Origin of the sequence: Pseudonocardia benzenivorans CB1190, from assembly GCF_000196675.2 — a bacterium.
In the GTDB taxonomy this organism is placed as follows: domain Bacteria; phylum Actinomycetota; class Actinomycetes; order Mycobacteriales; family Pseudonocardiaceae; genus Pseudonocardia; species Pseudonocardia benzenivorans.
In genome coordinates this window covers 4,922,821-4,945,410 of record NC_015312.1, presented here as the reverse complement: position 1 = coordinate 4,945,410, position 22,590 = coordinate 4,922,821, and the positions used below count along the sequence as shown (strand labels likewise).

17 protein-coding genes are annotated in these 22,590 nt (G+C 73.7%); 10 read left to right on the top strand and 7 right to left on the bottom strand.

The features are described from left to right. Window position 1 precedes the first annotated feature (1 nt). The gene (locus PSED_RS23165; RefSeq protein ID WP_202946307.1) at window positions 2-565 is read left to right on the top strand and encodes an SDR family NAD(P)-dependent oxidoreductase; all 564 of its coding nucleotides are present in this window, start codon (window positions 2-4) and stop codon (window positions 563-565) included. A 549-nt stretch (window positions 566-1,114) separates the two neighbouring features. Continuing rightward, a complete protein-coding gene (locus PSED_RS23160) occupies window positions 1,115-1,609 on the top strand; it encodes a hypothetical protein (RefSeq protein WP_143770584.1) in 495 nt (164 codons plus the stop codon). A gap of 112 nt (window positions 1,610-1,721) precedes the next feature. On the opposite strand, the gene PSED_RS23155 is transcribed toward PSED_RS23160, so the two are convergent. The 4 genes from PSED_RS23155 to PSED_RS23140 all read right to left on the bottom strand — a co-directional run bounded on the left by PSED_RS23155 (window position 1,722) and on the right by PSED_RS23140 (window position 11,183). Further along, window positions 1,722-3,704, bottom strand: coding sequence for an acetoacetate--CoA ligase (locus PSED_RS23155; protein WP_013676670.1), 1,983 nt, complete (start codon window positions 3,702-3,704; stop codon window positions 1,722-1,724). Between the two features lie 416 nt (window positions 3,705-4,120). Beyond that, the gene (locus tag PSED_RS23150) at window positions 4,121-5,092 is read right to left on the bottom strand and encodes a YncE family protein (RefSeq protein ID WP_013676669.1); all 972 of its coding nucleotides are present in this window, start codon (window positions 5,090-5,092) and stop codon (window positions 4,121-4,123) included. Window positions 5,093-5,521: 429 nt separating this feature from the next. Beyond that, window positions 5,522-10,291 carry an ATP-dependent helicase gene (locus tag PSED_RS23145; RefSeq protein ID WP_083845261.1) on the bottom strand — a complete coding sequence of 1,590 codons (4,770 nt, stop codon included), beginning with the start codon at window positions 10,289-10,291 and terminating at the stop codon, window positions 5,522-5,524. Further along, the gene (locus PSED_RS23140) at window positions 10,245-11,183 is read right to left on the bottom strand and encodes a DMT family transporter (protein ID WP_013676667.1); all 939 of its coding nucleotides are present in this window, start codon (window positions 11,181-11,183) and stop codon (window positions 10,245-10,247) included. The genes PSED_RS23145 and PSED_RS23140 overlap by 47 nt, the downstream gene beginning before the upstream one ends. A 58-nt stretch (window positions 11,184-11,241) precedes the next feature. Between PSED_RS23140 and PSED_RS23135 the strand changes: the two genes are divergently transcribed. Next, a complete protein-coding gene (locus PSED_RS23135; RefSeq protein WP_013676666.1) occupies window positions 11,242-11,847 on the top strand; it encodes a TetR/AcrR family transcriptional regulator in 606 nt (201 codons plus the stop codon). Window positions 11,848-11,859: 12 nt separating this feature from the next. On the opposite strand, the gene PSED_RS23130 is transcribed toward PSED_RS23135, so the two are convergent. Together PSED_RS23130 and PSED_RS23125 are read right to left on the bottom strand one after the other, a co-directional pair. After that, complete coding sequence (locus tag PSED_RS23130) at window positions 11,860-12,009, bottom strand: hypothetical protein (RefSeq protein WP_013676665.1); 150 nt, start codon at window positions 12,007-12,009, stop codon at window positions 11,860-11,862. Between the two features lie 10 nt (window positions 12,010-12,019). Continuing rightward, a complete protein-coding gene (locus PSED_RS23125; RefSeq protein WP_013676664.1) occupies window positions 12,020-13,390 on the bottom strand; it encodes a CoA transferase in 1,371 nt (456 codons plus the stop codon). Between the two features lie 56 nt (window positions 13,391-13,446). On the opposite strand from PSED_RS23125, the gene PSED_RS23120 reads away from it, so the two are divergent. From PSED_RS23120 to recX, 3 genes are all read left to right on the top strand, one after another. Then, the gene (locus tag PSED_RS23120; protein ID WP_013676663.1) at window positions 13,447-13,641 is read left to right on the top strand and encodes a DUF3046 domain-containing protein; all 195 of its coding nucleotides are present in this window, start codon (window positions 13,447-13,449) and stop codon (window positions 13,639-13,641) included. Window positions 13,642-13,995: 354 nt separating this feature from the next. Continuing rightward, window positions 13,996-15,039: a recombinase RecA gene (recA, locus tag PSED_RS23115; protein WP_013676662.1), complete on the top strand. Its 1,044-nt coding sequence runs from the start codon at window positions 13,996-13,998 to the stop codon at window positions 15,037-15,039. Between the two features lie 595 nt (window positions 15,040-15,634). Further along, window positions 15,635-16,366, top strand: a complete 732-nt coding sequence (gene recX, locus PSED_RS23110) for a recombination regulator RecX (protein WP_083845474.1) — start codon at window positions 15,635-15,637, stop codon at window positions 16,364-16,366. Window positions 16,367-17,075: 709 nt separating this feature from the next. Here recX and PSED_RS23105 read toward each other — a convergent pair. Continuing rightward, a complete protein-coding gene (locus PSED_RS23105; RefSeq protein ID WP_013676660.1) occupies window positions 17,076-18,020 on the bottom strand; it encodes a LysR family transcriptional regulator in 945 nt (314 codons plus the stop codon). Window positions 18,021-18,177: 157 nt separating this feature from the next. Between PSED_RS23105 and PSED_RS23100 the strand changes: the two genes are divergently transcribed. The 4 genes from PSED_RS23100 to PSED_RS23085 all read left to right on the top strand — a co-directional run bounded on the left by PSED_RS23100 (window position 18,178) and on the right by PSED_RS23085 (window position 22,590). Next, on the top strand, window positions 18,178-18,834 hold the full coding sequence (locus tag PSED_RS23100; protein ID WP_013676659.1) for a succinate dehydrogenase cytochrome b subunit: 657 nt from the start codon (window positions 18,178-18,180) through the stop codon (window positions 18,832-18,834). Window positions 18,835-18,845: 11 nt separating this feature from the next. Further along, a complete protein-coding gene (locus PSED_RS23095) occupies window positions 18,846-20,789 on the top strand; it encodes a fumarate reductase/succinate dehydrogenase flavoprotein subunit (RefSeq protein ID WP_013676658.1) in 1,944 nt (647 codons plus the stop codon). Then, a complete protein-coding gene (locus PSED_RS23090; protein WP_013676657.1) occupies window positions 20,786-21,541 on the top strand; it encodes a succinate dehydrogenase/fumarate reductase iron-sulfur subunit in 756 nt (251 codons plus the stop codon). Before PSED_RS23095 ends, PSED_RS23090 begins: the two co-directional genes overlap by 4 nt. A gap of 242 nt (window positions 21,542-21,783) precedes the next feature. Then, window positions 21,784-22,590: a hypothetical protein gene (locus PSED_RS23085; protein ID WP_013676656.1), complete on the top strand. Its 807-nt coding sequence runs from the start codon at window positions 21,784-21,786 to the stop codon at window positions 22,588-22,590.

The following is a 22,590-nucleotide window of genomic DNA, read 5'->3' as shown; positions in this document are numbered from 1 at the left end:
CGTGCGTTCTCCGTCCGAGCGGCCGTCGACCTGGTTCGTGACCGGTACGTCGCGCGGCCTGGGTCTGGAGCTGGTCGCCCAACTGCTGCGGCGTGGGGACGACGTCGCGGCCACGACCCGCTCGACCGACCGGTCGCCGGCCGCGATCGGCCCGGCCGTCGACACCTCGGGGTTGCTGCCGTTGACCGTCGACCCGCGTGACGAGCACGTCGTCGAGGAGGCCGTCCGGCAGACGGTGCAGCGCTTCGGCGGCCTCGACGTCGTCGTGAACAACGCGGGTTACGGCTTCCTCGCCGCGGTCGAGGAGACCAGCGCCCGCGAGGTCCGCGACATGCTCGCCTGCAGGGCAGCCAGCTCGGTGACCCCGCCAACGGCGCCACGGCCGTCATCGAGCAGGTCGTCGCGGGAACCGGCCCGCTGCGCCTCCTGCTGGGTTCGGATGCGCAGTCCTACGCCACCGCAAGGTCGAAACGTTGCGCGCGAACCTCGACGTCACCGCGCGGACCGCGGCCACCACCGACCACCTCGCGGCCTGATCCGGACAACTGGAGGAGGAACCTCATGAGCACAGGGAGGATCCTGATCGTCATGTCGGCTGCCGGCGTCTGGGAACGCACCGACGGTTCGGCGTACCCGACCGGCTAGGGGGTCTGACGGATCGCCGTCGATGGGGTCGGTGATCCTGGCGGTTCGTGGCAAGGCGGAGCCGGGTCGGCGCACCGGGCGTGTTCGGGCCCGGCGACAACGCAGCCACGGGCCGTCCGGGCGCCGAGACCGCGGCGAGTGATCCGTCAGTCGCCCCCTACCAGGGCCGAGGAGTTCGCCGCTCCGCACGAATGGTTCGTGAAGGCCGGGTACACGGTCGCTTCGCCTCCCCCGGGCGGGGTGCTGCAGCCGCTCCCGGCGTACACCGTCCCCGGCCTCGAGCGAGCCCATGGCCGACGCCATGATCGCCGCGCTCGAGGAGTCGCAGAGCCGTTCGGGGATCGTGCGCGATCCACGGACGTGCCCGGTTCGAGGTGTTCCGAACACGATGCCGGGCTGGTCGTCCGGTCCCGTGGCCGCGGGGCGGGGGCCCGCGGGGCAACCGCGGGCCGGGCATAGTCTCGGGCCCGTGCCGGTACTCCCGCGTGGTCGCGTCCGTTCCCGATCCCTGCGGTTGGGTGGGCTGGTCGGGGTCGCCGTGGCCGTCGCGGCGCTGACGGCGGGGTGCGAGCAGTCGCCCGACGGAGGGTCGTCCTCGGCGGCCGCCGCGACGCAGTCCTCACCCACCGCCCAGCGCGCGGACGTCGTCGACAAGATCGCGATCTTCGGGCGTGACGAGTGCGCCACCGAGGACGCCGCGAGCGTCTACCCGCAGTGCGCCCGGTTCGTCCGGGAGGTCTCGAACGTGACCGTCGCGGCCCGCGCGGTCGCCTCGGGTCCGACGGAGGAGGCCGCGGTGGGGAAGGCGGCGGACGCGGTCGATGCGGCGGTCGACCGGCTCACCCGCGACGCCTGCCTCCTGCCGCCCGGCCAGGGCCCGACCGGTACCCCGCAGAGCTGCGGCCCCGACCTCGCCGCCCTGCAGGCCGGCGTCCGCGACCTCGGGACCGCCTTCGGCGGCTGACCGCCGGACCGGGCTCCCGCGTTCCCGCAGCAGACCCCGACCGCGCGCAACCTGGTGGTCGTCGTCGGCGCTCGCGGCGACCGTGAGGTTGCGCCCGGGGGGTGCGTGGGCGTCAGCGGTCGCGGACGGCGTCGCGGAACGCGGCGACGGCGTCGAAGTCGCTGACCGCGTCCGCGCTGATCACGTCCTCGGGCGCCTTCCCGCGCAGCACCTGCTTGATCGGCTTCTCCAGTTTCTTGCCCGTCAGCGTGCGGGGCACCGCGGGCACGGCGGCGACGAAGTCGGGGGTGTGGCGCGGTGAGAGCTGCGCGCGCAGCGTGTCCCGGATCCGGGCGCGCAGCGCGTCGTCGAGCTCGGCGCCCTCGCGCAGCACGACGAACAGGATGAGGTCGCCCGACGTCGCGCCGGTCTGGTCCTCGAGGTGCACGACGAGGCTGTCGTCGATCTCCGGCAGGTCCTCGATCACGGCGTAGAACTCGGCGGTCCCGAGCCGGACGCCCCCGCGGTTGAGCGTCGCGTCCGACCGGCCGGTGACGACGAAACTGCGCCGCCGGGTGCGGATCACCCAGTCGCCGTGCCGCCACACGCCGGGATAGGTGTCGAAATAGGACTCGCGGTAGCGCTCGTCGCCCGGGTCGTTCCAGAAAGACACCGGCATCGACGGCATCGGTGCCCGCACGACGAGCTCGCCCAGCTCGTCGACGATCTCCTTGCCGTCGGGGTCGAACGCGGTGACGTCGACGCCCAGCAGCGGGCCCGAGAGCTCCCCGCGGTACACCGGTTGCCACGGGCCGCCGCCGACGAACGCGCTGCACACGTCGGTGCCGCCACTGATCGAGTTGACCAGGACGGCGTCGCCGAACTGGGCGGCGATCCAGTCGAACGCCTCCGGTGGCAGCGGCGCGCCCGTCGAGCCGATCTGGCGCAACACCCCGGCACTCCCGCCGAGCAGCCCCGCCGCGTCGACGCCCTTCGCGCGGCAGGCCATCAGGTAGCCGGGGCTGGTCCCGAGCAGCGTCGCGCCGGTCTCGGCCGCCAGCCGCCACTGCTCGTCGAGGTCCGGGTAGAGCGGGTTGCCGTCGAGCAGCACGAGCGAGCCGCCGACCAGCAGCGCCGAGATCGTGATGTTCCACATCGCCCACGCCGTCGTCGTGAACCACAGCGCGCGATCGCCCGGGCGGGTGTCCAGGTGCAGCCCGTGCAGCTTGAGATGCTCGAGCAGGATGCCGCCGTGCGAGTGGACGATGACCTTCGGCAGCCCGGTCGTCCCCGACGAGAACAGCACGTAGAGGGGATGGTCGAACGGGACGTCGACGAACTCGAGCGGGCCCTCCACGGCCAGCAGGTCGGCCCACGGGAGCGCGTCGGGCACCTCGACCGGCCCGAACGGCACCGCGACCACGTGTCGCAGGCTGGGCAGGCCCGCGCGGATCGCCGCGACCTCCGCACTCTTGTCGATCTCCCTGGCACCGTGGGTGTAGCCGCCGACCGTGAGCAGCACCGTCGGCTCGATCTGGGCGAACCGGTCGACGACCGAGCGCGACCCGAACTCCGGGGCGCACGAGGCCCACGTGGCGCCCAGGCTCGCGGCCGCGAGGAACGCGACGATCGCCTCGGGGATGTGCGGCAGGTAGGCGACGACGCGGTCGCCCTGCTCGACGCCGAGGCGTTGCAGCCCGGCGCGGGCCCGCGCGACCTGGTCGAGCAGCTCGGCGAACGTCACGTCGACCGGCTCGCGCGTCTGCGACCGGGCGACGAGGACGACCTCGTCGCCCGCGCCCGCCTCGACGCGTGCCCGCGCATGGCGCAACATGTGCCGCGCGTAGTTGGCGGTCGCGCCGGGGAACCACTGCGCGCCCGGCATCTCGGTCGAGCCCAGGACGCGCTCGTAGCCGCCGTCGACCTCGAAGTGGTCCCAGATCGACGCCCAGAAGTCCTCGGGCTCGGCGATCGACCAGTCCAGGAGCGCGTCGTAGTCGTCGAACTCCAGGCCGCGCTCCGCGGCGAGCCATCGGACGTAGGCGCCGATCCCGGTCGTCTCCAGGACGTCGGGGGCGGGCCGGCGCAGGACGGAACCGAGGGCGTCGTCGCTCATACCCCGATCATCCGACGCGGCGCCCGCCGGCGAAAGTCGGCCCGCCGGTCCGAGGGGGCACCGGACGGGGCACTCGTCGAGGGCTCGGCGTCCGGTTGCGTCGTCGCCGGACCGGGACGTGCCCGGTGCGGGGGTCAGGCTCGGTGCAGCCGGTCGTTGCTCCTTCGCGTCGGGGCAGTCGGATCGGGCTTCGGATCGGGCTGAGGACGCGAGCCGCCGCGGGCTCGGCGCCGGGTGACTCCCCTGGCTGCGTGGTTGCCGGGCCGGGACGTGCCCCGCGTGCGGTCCGGCTTTGCCCTGCCGGTGACCGTCCGTTCCGGTCGGCGGAGTCGGTCGGACTCCCCAGGGGCCCGGTGCCGGACGGCTCGTGGTTGCGTGTCGTCACTCCGAATGCGATCCGCCGGCAGCCGTCCTCCTCATCGCGGAACGACGGACACCTCGTCCTGGTCGGTGCACGTCGCGAGGAGTGCGCTGCCGTCAGGGGCCTCGGCGATCGCGCCGGGGGTGCAACCCACCGGCACGGTCGCGACCTGGGCGCGGGCGGCCACGTCGATCTCGGCGACCTCGTGGGTCGTCGTCGCCACCACGTAGGCGCGCCTGCCGTCCGCCGACATCCGCAGCATCGACGCGCCCGCGGCCGCGCCGAGCGTCGCGAGCAGTGTCGAGGTCGACGGGTCGACCAGGTACAGCTCGCCGCGGACCGGGTCGAGGGTGAGCAGCGTCGTCTCGTCCGGGGTGACGCCCAGCCGGACCGGGTCCTCCTCGGTGACGGCGCTCGTCGGCAGCCGCACCGTGCCCGTCACGACGCCGTCCGGGGTCAGCACCGCGATCGTGCGGCTCGCGGCCAGCGCGACGTACACGTGCCTGCCTGCCGCGACGACGTCGCTGGGCAGCGCGCCCACCGGGCGGTCGACCGCGGCCCCCGATGCCATGTCGACGACCGTCACCGTCCCGCCGCGGCTGCTCGCGACGTAGGCACGGGTGTCGTCCGGCGCGACCGCGACGGCCACCGGGTCCTGCGCCGAGATCCGCTCGGCGACGGTCATCTGCACGGGATCGATCACCGCCACGGCACCCGCGGCGCGGGAGAACGCGAACAGCCGACCACCGTGGTGGTCGATCGTCAGCGAATCGGTGAACGGGGCGTCCACGGGCAGGTGCTCGCGACCCGTCGCGGTCTCCACGGCGCGGACGAGCCCGTCGGTCTGGTCGGTGACGTAGGCCGTCGCGCCGTCGGGCGACAGGACCAGGGCGCCGGGTGCGTGCACGCTGAGGGTGTGCCCGCCGTCCGGCTGCCCGGTGCAGGCCAGCGCGACGAGGACGGCGACCAGCACGACCACGCACGACACCCGCCGACGTACGCCTCGGCGGATGGACGGCGTCGTCATCTCCGGACGCTCCCGATGCTCGGCGCGGCAGCGGCTCGACGCCACCGCGCGCCGAACAGCCAGCATCCTGCCGTCCCGCACCCGGGGCAAGACACAGTGGCGCCGTCCGGTCCGACGGCACGGACGGTCCGAACGGACCGCTGCGGACGTCCTGGAGCGTGCGCTCAGCGAGCCGGGGGCGGGACGCGTCGGTCACCGCCGGCCGGGGGCGGCGGCGGGGGCCGGTGGGTCGGCTCGACGTGCGGTCCGGTCCCGCGGCCCGGACGCGGCCGGCCGCCGCCCGTCGGCGAGCCGGGACGCGTCCTCGGTCCGGAACGGTCGTCGGCCGCGCTGGGGGTGCCGGCGGCGCGCATCGAGGCACTGACGTCGGCGTCGAGGAACTGCTCTGCCCCGGCGTGCGGGGCGTCGGCGAGGTCGCCGGGACCGGTCTCAGGCGCGCAGCCGCAGGCCCTTCGGTGTCACCCGAAAGCCCGCCTCGGTGAGCACCTCTGCCAGGTCGGACGCCAGCGACCCGACGCCGTCGGCCTTCTCGACCGCCAACGACCCCAGCCAGCCCTCGTGCACGGCGCCGGCCAGCGCCTCGGCGCCCGCCCGCAGCTCGGCCCGGTCGTCGGTGAACGACAGCAGTGACCGCCCACCTCGCTCGACGTAGAGCGCCGGCGCCCCGTCGACCAGCACCACGAGCGCCCCGGCCTTGCGTCCCGGCCGGTGCTTCGAGTCGCCGACCGTCGCGGGCCAGCCGAGCGCGGCACCGTAGGGCTGGGCCGGGTCGGCGGCGGCGAGCACCACCGCGGCGCCCGCCGCCGCGTCGCCCGTGCCGGGACGCGCCGGGGTGGGAGGGGCCCAGGAGTCGTCGTCGAACTCCGGCGACGGGCCGGCCGACAACCCGGGACCATCGGGCCGGGACAGCGCGCGGAGCCGGTCGATGGCGCCGGGCACCGCGAACTGGGCGGCCCCGAGCCCGTCGACGACGTAGCCGCGCCGACACCTCCCGGAGTCCTCCATCGCGCGCAGCACCCGGTAGACCGAGGCGAACCCGCCCTGGCCGCGTTCGGTCGAGAGTGCCCCCCGGGTGAGCACGCCGTGCCGCTCGAGGAACGCCTCGGCGCGGGCGTGCGCGCGGCGCGTGGCGTCGGGTTCGCGACCGGTCGCGAGCGCCCACCGGCCACCGACCGAGGGCGGCCCGCTGCGCGTCGGCATCGCCGGCCGGCCCGCGCGCAGCTGGGCGTAGCGCCCGCGCGGGGCCTGCCGGCGCGGACGGTGGGCACCCCGACCGCCCGACAGCCGTGCGCGCAGCGGGCCGAGGGTGTCGTTGGTGACGAGCCCCGCCCACACGAGGTCCCAGAGCGCGGCGACGACCGCGTCGTCGGTCGGGGCCTGTTCGCCCTCGTCGAGCAGGGTTCGGGCGGCGGCGTCGGCGAGGCCCCGGAAGAACAGTGCGGCGCCCGGGTGCGCGGGCAGCTCCGTCGTCCCGGCCGGCATCCCCAGCGCGCCGAGCAGCGCCCGGTGGATGGGGGCGGCGCCGATCTCGGGCTCGGGTTCGGGGAGCAGCAGGTCGGCGACGTCGGCGGGGGCGAGCGCGAGCCAGCCGTCGGTCCCGGCGAGCGTGCCGCAGCCGGTCCAGGTGACCTCACCGGCTGCGGTCAGCTCGTCGAGCAGCGCGGGGGAGTAGCCCGGTAGCCGGGCGGGCAGGATCAGCGACTCCAGCGCGCTCGCCGGCAGCGGCGCCCCGGCCAGCTGCTCGACGACGCCCATGACGTCCTCCGGCCCCGGCGCCCGCCGGATCCGGCCGCGTCGTCCCGGCGCGGCGGCGGCTGCGCGCACCCCCTGCCACACCGGCAGGAAACGACCCAGCGCCCGCTGCTCGACGGGCTCGACCTCCGCCCGCAGCCGGGCCAGCGACGCCCGGCGCAGCCGGCGCAGCACCTCGGCGTCGCAGAACTCGATGCCCTCCGCACCGGGCCGCAGCTCGCCGCGGACCAGTCGCCCGGACCCGGTGAGCCGGTCGAGCACCCCGGACACCACGGCCACCCCGAGCCCGAACCGGGCGGCGATGTCGGCGGCGGGGAACGGGCCGTGCGACCGCGCGTAACGGATCACCAGGTCGCCCAACGGATCCGGGACGGGCTCGGTGAACGTCTCGGGTACCCCGACGGGCAGGGCGGCGCCGAGCGCGTCGCGGACCCGCCCCGCGTCCTCGATCGCCAGCCAGCGCTGCTCGCCGGCGATGCGCACGCGGATCGCCCGGCGTGCGGACTCCAGCTCGGCCAGCCACGCGGGGTCGACGCCGCGGGCGGCGGCCTCGCCCTCGCTGAGGTCGCCCAGGAACCGCAGCAGGTCGGCGGCACCCTCCGCGTCGCGCGCGTGCCGGTCGGGCGCGGTGCGCCGCAGCGAGGCCTCGACCTCGGCGAGGACCTCCGGATCGAGCAGCTCCCGGATGGCCTCGGACCCCAGCAGCTCGGCGAGCAGCGTCGAGTCGAGCGAGAGCGCCGCGGCCCGGCGCTCGGCCAGCGGCGCGTCCATCTCGTAGAGGAACATCCCGACGTAGCCGAACAGCAGGCTCCGGGCGAAGGGCGACGGCTGGGCCGTCGACACCTCGACGACCTTGACCTTGCGCGAGCCCACGTCGGACATCAGCTCGCGCAGGCCCGGCAGGTCGTAGACGTCCTGCACGCACTCGCGCATCGCCTCGAGCGTGATCGGGAACTGCTCGTACTTGCCCGCGACCGACAGCAGCTGCGCCGACCGCTGCCTTTGCTGCCACAGCGGGCTGCGCCGCTTGGGATCGCGGCGCGGGAGCAACAGGGCCCGGGCCGCGCACTCGCGGAACCGCGACGCGTACAGCGACGAGCCGCCCAGCTCCCCGACGACGATCTGCTCCACCTCGGCCGGGTCGAGCAGCACGTCCTCGGCGGTGGGCACGACCTCGGCGCCCTGCTCGTCGACGGCGTCGGGCAGCCGCAGGACGATCCCGTCGTCCGCGCCCGCGGCGCTGACCTCGACGCCGCGCCGCTCGCGCATCCGGGCGGCGATCGCCAGCGCCCACGGCCCGTTGACCTGGGACCCGAACGGGGAGTGCACGACGAGCCGCCAGTCGCCCAGCTCGTCGCGGAAGCGCTCGACGAGGATCGTCCGGTCGGACGGGACGTGCCGCGTCGACTCGCGCTGCTCGTGCAGGTAGGCCAGCAGGTTGTCGACCGCCCACTCGTCGAGACCCGCGGCGGTGGCGCGCTCGCGGGCCTGCTCGTCGGGCAGTGCGGCCATCTCGCGGACGAACGCGCCCACGGCCCGGCCCAGCTCCAGCGGCCGGCCGATCGACTCGCCCTTCCAGAACGGCATCCGGGCGGGCTCGCCCGGCGCCGGGGTGACGATGACCCGGTCGTGGGTGATGTCCTCGACGCGCCAGCTCGACGTGCCGAGCAGGAACGTGTCGCCGACCCGGGACTCGTAGACCATCTCCTCGTCGAGCTCGCCGACACGCGATCCCGCCACGTCCGCGCCGCCGGGCGTCATGACGGTGAACAGGCCACGGTCGGGGATCGTCCCGCCCGAGGTGACGGCCAGCCGTTGCGCGCCGGGGCGGCCGGCCAGCTCGTCGGTGACCCGGTCCCACGTGATGCGGGCCCGCAGCTCGCCGAACTCCTCGGACGGGTAGCGCCCCGCGAGCATGTCGAGCACCGAGTGCAGGGCCGAGTCGGGCAGCGCGGCGAAGGGGGCCGCCCGTCGGACGACGGCCGCGAGGTCACCCAGCGACCACGGCTCCATCGCGACCATCGCGACGATCTGCTGGGCCAGCACGTCGAGCGGGTTGCGCGGGTAGCGCGTCGACTCGATCGCCCCGCCCGACATCCGCTCGGCGACGACCGCGCACGACACCAGGTCGCCGCGGTACTTCGGGAACACCACGCCGCGTGAGACCGCGCCGACCTGGTGCCCGGCCCGGCCGACGCGCTGCAGCCCCGACGCCACGCTCGGCGGTGCCTCGACCTGCACGACCAGGTCGACCGCGCCCATGTCGATCCCCAGCTCCAGGCTGGACGTGGCCACCACGCACGGCAGCAGGCCGCTCTTGAGCTCCTCCTCGACCAGCGTCCGCTGCTCGCGCGACATGGAGCCGTGGTGAGCGCGGGCGACGACGGGCGGTGCGCCGCCGCCGATCCCGGACTGCCCGATCGCCTCGGCGGGGAACGACCCGGCGGCGATCTCGTCGAGGTCCACGGCGTCCGCGGCGGCCGCCTCCTCGGCGGCCAGTTCGTTCAGCCGGGACGTGAGGCGCTCGGCGAGCCGTCGGGAGTTGGAGAAGACGATCGTGGACCGGTGCTCGCGGACGAGGTCGAGCAGCCGGCGCTCGACCGCGGGCCAGATCGACGGCCGTCGCGCGGTCCCGGCCGCGGAGCCGATGACCTCCTCGTCGGCGCTGCCGGGCGCGGGCTGCTCGTCGAGCGCCGCGAGGTCGGGCACCGGGACCTGGACGTCGACCTGGATGGTCTTGGGCGTCCTCGGCTGGACGATCTCGACGGGCCGCGCACCTGCCAGGAACGTCGACACCTCGTCGAGCGGGCGGACCGTGGCGGACAGCCCGATGCGTTGGGCTGGGCGGGAGCCGTTGCGGGTGAGCAGCTCGTCGAGGCGTTCGAGCGACAGCGCCATGTGCGCGCCGCGTTTGGTCCCCGCGACGGCGTGCACCTCGTCGACGATCACGGTCTCGACGCCGGTGAGCGACTCGCGCGCGGCCGAGGTGAGGATCAGGAACAGCGACTCGGGCGTGGTGACCAGCACGTCCGGCGGGGTGCGGCCGAAGCGGCGGCGCTCCTCGGCCGGGGTGTCGCCGGTGCGCATCCCGACCTCGACCTCCGGCACCGGGACGCCCAGCCGCTGCGCGGCCTGCCGGATGCCGGTGAGCGGCGAGCGGAGGTTGCGCTGCACGTCGACCGCGAGGGCCTTGAGCGGCGAGACGTAGAGGATGCGGCAGCGGCGCTTCGGATCGTCGGGTACGGGCTCGGTGGCCAGCCGGTCGAGCGCCCAGAGGAACGCCGCGAGCGTCTTGCCGGAGCCGGTCGGCGCCACGACGAGCGCGTGCCGGCCCGCCTGCGCCGCCGCCCACGCCCCCTCCTGGGCGGGGGTGGGCGCGGCGAACGCCCCCGTGAACCAGTCACGGGTGGCGGGCGAGAAGCCGTCGAGCGCGCTCACGTCGTCCATCATGCGACGGAGCACCGACAGTTCGCGCGCGCGGCGTTCGCAGGACGAGCCAGACACCGGCCGCGGCCAGTGCGATCCCCGGCACGGCCAGCAGCCCCGGGATCTGGCCGAACATGAGGTACGCCCAGATCATCGTGGTCGGCGGGGTCAGGTAGAGCAGGCTGCTCACCCGCGTCGCCCCCTGACGGCGCAGGACGTAGAGGTAGAGGCCGAACCCGCCGAACGTCGGCAGCACGACGACCCACGCCACCGCGCCCCAGAACATCGGGTCGGCGGGTGGGGCGAGCCTGCCGTCGACGAGCGCCACGAGCGTGAACAGCACCGCCGTCGTGGCCGTCTGGATCGTCAACGACTCCAGCGGGGTCTCGTGCGTGCCCGCGCGCCGGGTCAGCACCGTCCCGGCCGCCATCGCGAACATCCCCGCGACCGGGAGCAGGAAGGCCCACCACGCCACCCCGTCGGAGTGCAGGTCGCCGCCGACGACCAGCGCGACGCCGCCGAGCCCGGCGAGCAGCCCCACCCGTTGCCGGCCGGTGACGTGCTCACCGAGCACCGGACCCGCGAGTCCGGCGACGACCAGCGGTTGCAGGGCGGCGATCAACGCCGTCGTCCCCGCGGGGACGCCCAGGCCGACCGCCGTGACCGTGCACCCGAGGTAGGCGAACTGGCTGAGCAGGCCCAGCGGTGCCTGCCGGCGGAGCGAGGACAGCCGCAGCCGCGCGCCGCGGGCGGCGGCGACCGGCACGAGGATCGCCGCGGCGATGACGAAGCGCCAGGCCAGCAACGTGTCGGCGGGGGCGGCGCGGGTGCCCAGCACCGCTCCGATGAATCCTGCGCTCCAGAGGACGACGAGGGCCGCGGAGGCGGCGGCGTCGGACTGCGTTCGGGTCACGCCGGCGACGTAACCATACCGGTCTGTATACTTGCAGTGGAGACGTGAGGAGCACCGCATGACCACCGTGGAGTCGCTGGCGGAGATCGCCGGGATGCAGCCCGTCCCGGAGCTGACCCCGGCAGGTCGCCGCCTGCTCGACGCCGCGTCGGAGCTGTTCTACGAGCACGGCATCCGGGCCGTCGGGGTCGACCTCATCGCGGAGCGGGCCGGTACGACGAAGAAGACGCTCTACGACCGTTTCGGCTCCAAGGACGAGCTCGTCGCCCTCTACCTGCGGCGGCGCGCGCACCGCGTCCGCGCCCACGTCGCCGCCCGGGTGGAGGGGGTGCCCCCCGGCCGGGAGCGGCTGCTCGCCGTGTACGACGCGCTCGAGTCGTGGCTGCGCGCGCAGTCCCGGGGATGCGGGTTCGTCAACGCCTACGCCGAGGTCGGGGGCACGGACCACCCGGCGATCGCGGTCATCCGTGCCGAGAAGGCGTGGACCCGTGAGCTGTTCGCCGACCTGGCGCGGGACGCGGGGCTCGCCGAGCCCGACCAGGTGGCCGCGGAGCTGCACCTGCTCTACGAGGGGGCGACGGTCGTCGCGACGGCGGGCGGGGACCCGAGCATCCTCACCGCGGCCCGGAAGGCCGCCGCGCGGGTCGTCGCCGCTGCCGCGTGAGCGCCACGGGGCTCAGCGTTTGCGCTGCTGGTTGTACCAGCGCAGGAGCAGGATCAACGACGCCAGCAGCGCCAGCAGGACCACGATCCGGCCGAGGCCCGACGACAGGCCCGTCGGGTCGCCGCTCTGGGCGAGGACCGTCGTCAGCACGGATACCGGCACATCGGACAGGCTACGACGGGTCCGCGTCCGACGGCCACGTCGCGGCCGCGGCGCCGTAGGCCGGGGCGGGCGAGGGCCAGTGCAGCCTCGTGCCGTCGACGGTCCCGGGCGGCGATGCGAGGGTGAGCACGCCGTCGGGCGCCTCGACCTGCTCGAGCCACGGCCGGGCGTCGACGGGTTCGGTGCCGCCGTCCGTGTCGTCGGGACGGGGGAGCGACTGCAGCCACGTCGCGGTCGCCGCCAGCGCCAGCCGGACGTGCGGGGTGCCTCCCACGCGGCGCTGCCGGGCCAGCGCGAGGAGCGCGGCCGCGGCGCCCAGGTAGCCGGTCGCGTGGTCGAGGACCTGCGCGGGCAGGACACCGGGCGGCGTGGCCGGATCGGGGTCGCGACGCTCGGTCTCGCCGATCCCGCAGGCCGCCTGGACGAGGCTGTCGAACCCGCGCCGCCCGGCCCACGGCCCCTCGTCGCCCCACGCCGAGAGCGTCACGACGACGAGCCCGGGGAACCGCGCCGCCAGTGCCTCGGGGGCGAGCCCGAACCGGTCGAGCGCGTGCGGGCGGTACCCGCTGACCACGACGTCCGCGCCCGCCAGCAGGGCCTCCAGCCGCTCGGGGTTCGTCGCGAGGTCGAGCACAGCGCTGTGCTTGCCGGGCAGCGCCTCCCAGGTCTGGGTGCGCAGCTCCGGGCGGTCGGGCGGGTCGATCCGTAGTACCTCGGCGCCGTGCGCGGCCAGCGTCCTGGTCGCGACGGGCCCCGCGATCACCCTCGTCAGGTCCAGTACCCGGGTGCGGGCGCGGCGGGGCCGGGGCGGCGCGTCGGCGAGGTCGTGCCGCCCGACCAGGGGCAGGCCTGCGGCCGCGGCGCCGGCGGGCGTGGCCTGCCACTCCTTCTCCGTGCGGACCGCCGCCGCGACCCCGCCACCCTCGTGGACGGCGGTCTCCAGCTCCTCGGACCGCCAGTGCCGGGCGGCGGCGGCGACGTCGCCGGGACCCGCGTCGTCGGGGAGGTCGAGGACCCTGCGGGCGGCCGCGCGGTGCCAGGGGTAGTTCGCGTGCAACCGCAGCCAGCCGTCGGCGGTGCGGTGGAACGTCGACAGGGGATCGAACGGGTTGCCGGGGCTCACGCCGTCGTGCAGCAGGTGCCGCTCGCTCGTCAGCGCCACCGCGAGCTGGCGCGTGTCGAGGCCGACGGGCCGCCCCACGCCGCCGTCCGGGTCCGCCGTCGCGGCCAGCAGGGCGGCCCCGACGGCTGCGGCACCCGCGTCGGTGACGGGGAACCGCGAGGACAACGTCGCCGTCGGGCCGGTGACGGTCAGCCGGTCGCACTCCCCGGCCGCGCCGCCGAGCAGGGTCCACAGCTGCCGAACCAGATCATCACGCACGAACGGAGCGTCGCACGCGTCCGGGTGCGGATGCAGCTGCGAGTTACCCTCGCCGGGTGCGACTGAGTCACTTCCGCGAGCTGATGGAGGAGGAGTTCGGGGCCGTGCGTGCGGGGTCGCTGGCCAAGGACCACGTGTTCGCCCAGCTCGAAGGCCGCACCGTCGAGGAGGCGATCGAGGCGGGGATCGACCCGAAGCGGGTCTGGCTCGCGGTCTGTGAGGTCTACGACGTGCCGCGGGAACGGCGCTGACGGGCGCTGCCGGTGCTGACGGTGCTGCCGGTGCTGACGGCGCTGCCGGTGCAGTTGCGCCGACGGAGCGCGTTGCCCCGGGGCCTGGGCGGCGCCGCCGCGGCGGTTCCCGGACCGACATGCGCCGCTCGGCGCGGCACGATAGCCGATCGGCGTGTCGGCACCGAACTCGAACAGGTGTTCGTATAGCCTCTGTCCACAGCGTCGCTCGTTGTCCACAGCGAGGACGTGCAGGACGGAACTGTCGGACGGACCCAATACGGTTCGACCGTGGCTCCCCGCAAGACATCGGCCAAGGCGCCGGCACAGTCCCGCAACGCCCACGAGAGCGCATCAGCGAGGTGGCAGACCGAGATGACCGCACCCGACCGCGAGAAGGCCCTCGAGCTCGCCCTCGCCCAGATCGAGAAGAACCACGGCAAGGGATCGGTGATGCGGCTGGGCGATGACACGCGTCCGCCCATCGGCGTCATCCCCACCGGCTCCATCGCGCTCGACGTGGCGCTGGGTGTCGGGGGCCTGCCGCGTGGCCGGGTCGTGGAGATCTACGGCCCGGAGTCCAGCGGTAAGACCACGGTCGCCCTGCACGCCGTGGCCAGCGCCCAGGCCTCGGGCGGCATCGCCGCCTTCATCGACGCCGAGCACGCGCTCGACCCCGAGTACGCGAAGGCGCTGGGTGTCGACACCGACGCGCTGCTGGTGTCCCAGCCCGACACCGGTGAGCAGGCACTCGAGATCGCCGACATGCTGATCCGCTCCGGCGCGCTCGACATCATCGTCATCGACTCGGTGGCCGCGCTCGTGCCGCGCGCCGAGATCGAGGGCGAGATGGGCGACAGCCACGTCGGCCTGCAGGCGCGGCTCATGAGCCAGGCACTGCGCAAGATCACCGGCGCGCTGAGCAACTCCGGCACCACTGCGATCTTCATCAACCAGCTGCGCGAGAAGATCGGCGTCATGTTCGGCTCGCCGGAGACCACGACCGGCGGCAAGGCGCTGAAGTTCTACGCCTCCGTGCGCCTCGACATCCGCCGTATCGAGACCCTCAAGGACGGCACCGACATGGTCGGCAGCCGCACCCGGGTCAAGGTCGTGAAGAACAAGGTGGCCCCGCCGTTCAAGCAGGCGGAGTTCGACGTGCTCTACGGCGTCGGCATCAGCCGCGAGGGCTCGCTGATCGACGTGGGCGTCGAGCAGGGGATCATTCGCAAGTCCGGTGCCTGGTACACCTACGAGGGCGACCAGATGGGGCAGGGCAAGGAGAACGCCCGCAAGTTCCTGAAGGAGAACCCGGACATCGCGGCCGAGGTCGAGAAGCGCATCAAGGAGAAGCTCGGTATCGGCGCGGTGCTCGACGCCGACGAGGTCGAGCCGCTGCCCGCCCCGGTCGACTTCTGATCGGGTGCCCGACTCGCACGACTCCGGCCTGGCCCCCGACGGCAGCGGACGTCAGGTGCCGTCCAGCGGTCCGCGGCAGGTGATCGCGCTCGCGTCGCTGGATCTTGACCGGGACGTCGACAGCACCGACGCCCCGGCAGAGGACTCGACCGCTGGTGTGCCTGTGCAGGTCGCCGAGCTCGGTCCGGACGGGTCCGACGACGACGCGGCCGCCCCTCGGCACGTTCGCCAGGTCGGACTCGACCTCACCGACGGGCCGGGCATCGGCGCCGACGACGAGCCGCGCGGCCGATCGACCGCCGGCGAGCCGGCCGTCGGCCCGGGCAATGACTCGGGCAATGACTCAGGCGGCGACTGGGCCGGCGACGAACCGGCGCCCGCGGTGACGATCGCGAGCCTGTCCGACCTGCTGGGCCCTGCATCCACCGGCGGCGCCGGACCCGTCGTTCGTCGCGCTGCCGACCTGCTCGGCCCCGCGCCTCGCACCGCCGACCGTCGACGCACGCGCCGTACCGACCCGTCCAGCGGGGGGGCGCGGCGAGCCGGCCGCTCGACCGAGCCGCAGGACGCATTCCCCGGCGCCCCGGCAGCCTCGATGGAGGCCGGTCGCACAGGCACGCGATCCCGGCCGGATCGTCCGCCTCGCGCCACGCGGGGATCATCGAGTGCCGAGCCCTCCGCCGACTATGCCCGCACGTTCGACGATGCCCGCACGTTCGACGATGCCGGCGCCCCGTTGGATCGGGGCACGTCCCGGCGGGGACGGGGCGACGCGGCGTCCCGCCGTCGTTCCCGAACCGATCAGCCCCCCGAGCCTCCTGCCGATCCGGTCGCAGCGGCCCGGACGATCTGTCTGCGCCTGCTCGAATCGCGGTCGCGGACCCGTCAGGAGCTCGCTCAGGCATTGCGCCGCAAGGGCATCCCCGACGACGCCGCGGATGTCGTGCTGGAGCGTTTCGGCGAGGTCGGCCTCATCGACGACAAGGCCTTCGCCGACCAGTGGGTCCGGTCCCGGCACACCTACAGCGGCCTGGGGCGCCGGGCCATCGCGGTCGAGCTGCGGCGCAAGGGCGTCGACTCCGAGACCGCGGGCGAGGCGCTCGCGGAGGTCGACGACGCCTCCGAGGAGGCCCGCGCCCGCGCCCTGGTCGACCGGAAGCTCCGCACCCGACCGGGCGTCCCCGACGAGTCGACGGCCCGCCGCCTGCTCGGGATGCTGGCGCGCAAGGGCTACCCCGCGGGCATCGCCTACCGCGTCGTCCGCGAGGCCGTCGCCGAGCATGCGGCCGAACTCGCGGAACAGATCCCCACCGACGACGGCTCCTGACGTCGCGGGCCGCGGGAAGGGTCCGGCCTGCCTCCAGTCGCGCAGGGGAACCGCTGCGGGACGAGAGCGCCGAGGTGTCATCGGTCGCCGCTGCTGGTCGCGGGCGCCGCGAATGCGCGGCTCCTGGCGCAGGGTCGTGCGCAGCGTCGGCGTCATGCCGCGCCGAGCCGCGAGCTGGCGGCCCCGACGGTGCGGTTGCGCCCGCGCTTCCGACGGTGATCGCCGAATAGGGGACACGAACGCCATGCGTGTCGCTCCGCTCCCGTGGACGCGGATCATGGACGTCGTGCGATGTGTGGACGCGGTGCGCGACCGTAGCGGCGGGGCGTGCGCAGCCTCGGCGTCACGCTGGGCCGGTCGCGAGGTGCCCGGTCCCGGAAGGTGCGGTTGCGGGCGGTGCTGCCGACGGTGATCGTCGAAGGCGGGACATGAGCGCCGGAGGTGTCGCTGAGGTCCCTCGAACGGCGATCATGGAGGCCCCGTATGTGTGCCTCCGCCCGCTGGGATCGCGCTCAGGTCGGGCGCGCTCAGGTCGAGCTCCGCTGCGTAGTGCCGGGCCGATCGTGTGTCGCGAGCGAGGCTGCGGCTTCGTGGGTCGACGCGTGAGGTGATCGCCGAAAACGGGACATGAGCGCCGTGATGTGCGTCCAGGTCCCGCACGCGGTGATCATGACGTCGCCGACGCTGCGTGGCGCCGCGGCGGCCCGTCTCAGGACGGTCCGGGGCGGTGCAGGACCTGGACGTCGGTGTCGGACCCGCCGATCCGCTCGGTCTCGGCGACGAACTCCAGCAGCGTGTCGCGGAACGCCTGGACGGCGGGGGTCGGGGCGATATCGACCCGGCGGGCGAGGGCGACCGTGCGGTACAGCGGCGGGGTGAGGGCCGTGCGTCGGAGCCTGGGACGCCCCGCGAACACGAGGTCCGGTACGACGGCGACCCCGGTACCGGTCTCCACCAGCCGCAACACCGCGTCCATCTCCCCACCCTCGACGGCGAACCGCGGCTCGACGCCGGCATCGGCGTAGGCGCGCAGCGTCACCTCCCGCAGGTCGTAGCCACGTCGGAACATCACCAGCGGCCGCCGGGAGAGCTCGGTGACCGTCAGGGTGCCGCGGCTCGACGGCGCGGGCTCGGACCGGGGCGAGGCGACCGAGAGGCGCTCGCGCAGCAGCGGAGTGACCTCCAGCGAGACGTCGAGGCCCTGTTGTGGCACCACCAGCACCGCGACGTCGAGCGCACCGCGCTCCAGCCCGCTCACCAGCGGCTGCGAACCGCTCTCGGACAGCTCGATGTGCAGGTCGGGGTAGCGGTCGTGGAAGACGCGCAGCACGTCGGCGAGCACGCCGATGCACAGCGACGGGGTGGCCCCGACCCGCACACGACCCCGGCGCAGGCCGACGACCTCGGCCACTGCGGCGCGGGCGCTGTCGGCGTCGGCGAGCATGCGACGAGCCAGCGGCAGCACCGCCTCGCCCGCCGGCGTGAGGGTCAGTGCGCCCTGCGCGCGGTTCACCAGCGGTGCCCCGAGGTCCTCCTCCAGCGCCCTGAGCTGCCGCGACAGTGTGGGCTGAGCGACACCCATCCGTTCGGCCGCACGAGTGAAGCTGCGCACGTCGGCGAGGGCGAGGAAGTACGCAAGCTGCTGCAGCGTCACGGATATAGCTTAGGAGCATCGCTGTCGTTGTTTCCATGCATTGGACCTTTGTCGATCGTGGACGTCCACTTGACGCGTGACGACGACTGCCGACCGGCCCGGCACCCGGGGTTCCGCCCCGGCACGCCGACCGGTCCCGACGAGGAGCCGTCGGCGGGTGCCGTCGGTGGTCCTCAAGTACGTGATGGCGGCGTCCGGCGCCGCGATGCTGCTGTACCTGGTCCTGCACATGCTGGGCAACCTGAAGATCTTCTTCGGTGCCGGCGCGCTCGACGCCTACTCGGCCTGGCTGCGCACGCTGCTCGAGCCGGCCGTGCCCTACAGCGGGGTGCTGTGGGTGATCCGGGTCGTCCTCACCGTCGCCCTCGTGGCCCATGTGTGGTCGGCGATCGTGCTGGCCCGGCGGGCCCGGGCCGCGCGACCGGTCCGGTACACGCACCGGCCGCCGGTGCAGGGCAGCTACGCCGCCCGCACGATGCGCTGGGGCGGGGTGATCATCGCCCTGTTCGTCGTGTACCACCTGCTGGACCTGACGACGGGCACGCTGAACCCGATCGGTGTGCACGGCGAGGTCTACGACAACGTCGCGGCGGACTTCGCGCCGTCGCACTGGTACGCGACGATCTTCTACGTGCTGGCCGTGGTCACGGTCGGCATCCACGTCCGGCACGGGCTGTGGAGCGGGCTGCAGACCTTCGGCCGGTCCAACGCCAGGACCCAGCGCGCCCTCAAGACCTTCGCGCTCGTCTTCGCGGCGCTGCTGGTGGCCGGGTTCCTCGCGGTCCCGTTCGCCGTCACCTTCGGCCTGGTCTGAGGAGGCCCGACATGAGCTACGCGGACTACACGCTGGGCGACCCGATCGCCGACACCGCGGCACCGGACGGCCCGATCGAAACCCGCTGGGAACGGCGTCGCTTCGGCGTCAGGCTCGTCAACCCGGCCAACAAGCGCAAGCTGCACGTGATCGTCGTCGGCACGGGGCTGGCGGGCGGTTCGGCCGCGGCGACCTTGGCCGAGCTCGGCTACCGGGTCAGCGCGTTCTGCTACCAGGACAGCCCGCGGCGCGCCCACTCGATCGCGGCGCAGGGCGGCATCAACGCGGCGAAGAACTACCGCAACGACGGCGACAGCGTGTACCGGCTGTTCTACGACACGGTGAAGGGCGGCGACTTCCGCGCGCGGGAGTCGAACGTGCACCGGCTCGCGGAGATCAGCCGGCAGATCATCGACCAGTGCGTCGCGCAGGGTGTCCCGTTCGCGCGCGAGTACGGGGGCCTGCTCGACAACCGCTCCTTCGGCGGCGCGCAGGTCTCGCGGACCTTCTACGCGCGGGGTCAGACGGGTCAGCAGCTGCTGCTGGGCGCCTACCAGGCCCTGGAGCGTCAGGTCGACGCAGGCGGCGTCACGATGTACCCGCGGCACGAGATGCTGGAGCTGATCGTCGTCGACGGGCACGCGCGCGGAATCGTGGCGCGCGACCTGATCACCGGCGAGACCCGCAGCCACCTGGCCGACGCGGTCGTGCTGGCCTCCGGCGGGTACGGCAACGTCTTCTTCCTGTCGACGAACGCCAAGGGCTGCAACGTCACCGCATCGTGGCGGGCGCACCGCAAGGGGGCGCTGTTCGCCAACCCGTGCTTCACCCAGATCCACCCGACGTGCATCCTGGTCAGCGGCGACCACCAGTCGAAGCTGACGCTGATGTCGGAGTCGCTGCGCAACGACGGCCGCGTGTGGGTGCCGCTGCGCAAGGGCGACGACCGCGATCCGAACGCGATTCCCGAGGCGGAGCGCGACTACTTCCTGGAGCGGCAGTACCCCGCGTTCGGCAACCTGGTCCCGCGCGACATCGCCTCGCGCGCGGCGAAGAACGTGTGCGACGAGGGCCGCGGCGTCGGCCCGGGCGGCCTCGGGGTGTTCCTCGACTTCGCCGAGGTCATCGACCGTCTCGGGCGGCCGGCGGTCGAGGCCAAGTACGGGAACCTCTTCCAGATGTACCAGCGCATCACCGGTGAGGATCCCTACCGGGTCCCGATGCGCATCTACCCGGCCGTGCACTACACGATGGGCGGCCTGTGGGTCGACTACGACCTGCAGTCGACGATCCCGGGCCTGTTCGTCGTCGGTGAGGCGAACTTCTCCGACCACGGCGCGAACCGGCTCGGCGCGTCCGCGCTGATGCAGGGACTGGCGGACGGCTACTTCGTCCTGCCGACGACGATCGGCGACTACCTCGCCCGCGTCGGGCACGAGCCCGTCGACCGGGACCACCCCGCGGTCCTCGAGGCCGAAGCCGATGTGGCGCAGCGGATCGACACGTTGCTGTCGATCAACGGGTCGCGCACCGTCGACTCGTTCCACCGCGAGCTCGGCCACCTCATGTGGGAGCACTGCGGCATGGAGCGCACCGAGGCGGGGCTGCGCAAGGCGCTCGACCGGATCCCGGAGCTGCGCAAGGAGTTCTGGGAGGACGTCCGGGTCCCGGGCACCGGCGTCGAGCTCAACCAGAGTCTCGAGCGCGCCGGCCGCGTCGGCGACTTCTTCGAGCTGGCCGAGCTCATGTGCCTCGACGCGTTGCACCGCAACGAGTCCTGCGGGGGGCACTTCCGGGCCGAGAGCCAGACGCCCGACGGCGAGGCCGCCCGTGACGACGAGCACTTCTCCTACGCCGCGGCGTGGGAGTTCACCGGCCGCGGCGAGGCGCCGGTCCTGCACAAGGAGGACCTGACGTTCGAGTACGTGGCCCCCACCCAGCGGAGCTACAAGTGAGGCTGCACCTGAAGGTCTGGCGCCAGCACGACGCCGACGACCGTGGCGCGATGCGCAGCTACGACGTCGACGACGCGTCGCCGGACATGTCGTTCCTGGAACTGCTCGACGTCCTCAACGAGAAGCTGACGACCGAGGGCGAGGAGCCCGTCGCGTTCGACCACGACTGCCGCGAGGGCATCTGCGGCGCGTGCAGCATGGTGATCGACGGGCAGCCGCACGGTCCGGAGAAGGCGACGACGACCTGCCAGCTGCACCTGCGGCACTTCCGCGACGGCGACACCATCACCGTCGAGCCGTTCCGGGCCGGGTCGTTCCCCGTCGTGAAGGACCTGGTCGTCGACCGGAGCGCGTTCGACCGGATCATCGCCGCGGGCGGCTACGTCTCGGCGCCCACCGGGTCGGCCCCGGACGCGCACGCCGTGCCCGTGCCCAAGGACCAGGCCGACCGGGCGTTCACGGCGGCGGCCTGCATCGGCTGTGGTGCGTGCGTCGCGGCGTGCCCGAACGGGTCCGCGTCGCTGTTCCTCGGCGCCAAGATCACCCACCTCGGCGAGCTGCCCCAGGGCCAGCCGGAGCGTGACTCGCGCGTGCTGGCGATGGTGGCCGAGCACGACGCGGCGGGCTTCGGGGGGTGCACGAACACCGGCGAATGCGCCGACGCGTGCCCCAAGGAGATCCCGCTCGACGTCATCTCGCAGCTCAACCGGGACTACCTCGCGGCCCGCAGGTCGAGGAGGCGCAGCGCCTGACTCCTTGCGGCGCAGGGCGCCGCGCGCCGACAGCCCGACCCCTGACGGAGGCCGGGCCGTTCGGCGTTGCCGAAGATCGTCCGCCCCGGTGTGACCCGTGTCTCGACCTGCGGACTTCTGTCGGCCCGGCCTCACCGACCGGCTCGCGAGGTCGTAGGCTCCGGCAATCCAACAGCCCCGGCGTCGCGGCGCAATCTGGTCAGAGAGTCACCGCCGACGCCTGGAACAGACGAGGAACCGACGTGTCATCCACCACAGACGCGTCCACCGGGCGGGCGCAGATCAGCGAACGGACGCTGCGCACCGACCGGTGGTGGCTGCCGCCCCTGCTGAACGTCGCCGGCCTGGGCCTCTGGGTCATCTACGCGACCGTCCGCGCGTTCATGCACGCGTACTACTTCACGAACGAACAGAACTACAGCTACCTGACGCCGTTCTATTCCCCGTGCTTCTCCGTCGGGTGCTACCCGGAGGCATCGCACTTCGGCCAGTTCCTGCCCGACTGGTGGTGGCTGCCCTACGCGGCGATCTCGCTGCCGTTCCTGCTGCTCTTCCGGCTCACCTGCTACTACTACCGGAAGGCGTACTACCGGGCGTTCTACCTGTCGCCGCCCGCGTGCGCGGTGGCCGAGCCGCACAAGAAGTACACCGGTGAGACGCGGTTCCCGCTGCTCGCGCAGAACCTGCACCGGTACTTCTTCTACATCGCCGCCCTGATCTCGCTGGTGAACACCTACGACGCCGTCGTCGCGTTCATCAACAAGGACGGCAGCTTCGGGTTCGGACTGGGCAACATCATCCTGGTCGCCAACGTCGTGCTGCTCTGGCTGTACACGGCGTCGTGCCACTCGTGCCGCAGCATCATCGGCGGCCGGCTCAACCACTTCAGCAAGCACCCGCTGCGCTACAAGCTGTGGGGCCAGGTCTCGATCCTCAACGGCAAGCACATGCAGCTGGCCTGGACGACGCTGGCGAGCCTGGCGATCACCGACTTCTACATCATGGCCGTGTCCGCCGGTTGGTGGGGCGACCCCCGGATCGTGGGGTGA

What these genes read in the sequence shown, in the direction of transcription:
- recA (WP_013676662.1), top strand. Translation starts at nt 13,996, where the DNA reads ATGACCGCACCCGACCGCGAGAAGGCCCTCGAGCTCGCCCTCGCCCAG.
- PSED_RS23150 (WP_013676669.1), bottom strand. Translation starts at nt 5,092, where the DNA reads ATGACGACGCCGTCCATCCGCCGAGGCGTACGTCGGCGGGTGTCGTGC.
- PSED_RS23145 (WP_083845261.1), bottom strand. Translation starts at nt 10,291, where the DNA reads ATGGACGACGTGAGCGCGCTCGACGGCTTCTCGCCCGCCACCCGTGAC.
- PSED_RS23155 (WP_013676670.1), bottom strand. Translation starts at nt 3,704, where the DNA reads ATGAGCGACGACGCCCTCGGTTCCGTCCTGCGCCGGCCCGCCCCCGAC.
- PSED_RS23095 (WP_013676658.1), top strand. Translation starts at nt 18,846, where the DNA reads ATGAGCTACGCGGACTACACGCTGGGCGACCCGATCGCCGACACCGCG.
- PSED_RS23135 (WP_013676666.1), top strand. Translation starts at nt 11,242, where the DNA reads ATGACCACCGTGGAGTCGCTGGCGGAGATCGCCGGGATGCAGCCCGTC.
- recX (WP_083845474.1), top strand. Translation starts at nt 15,635, where the DNA reads ATGGAGGCCGGTCGCACAGGCACGCGATCCCGGCCGGATCGTCCGCCT.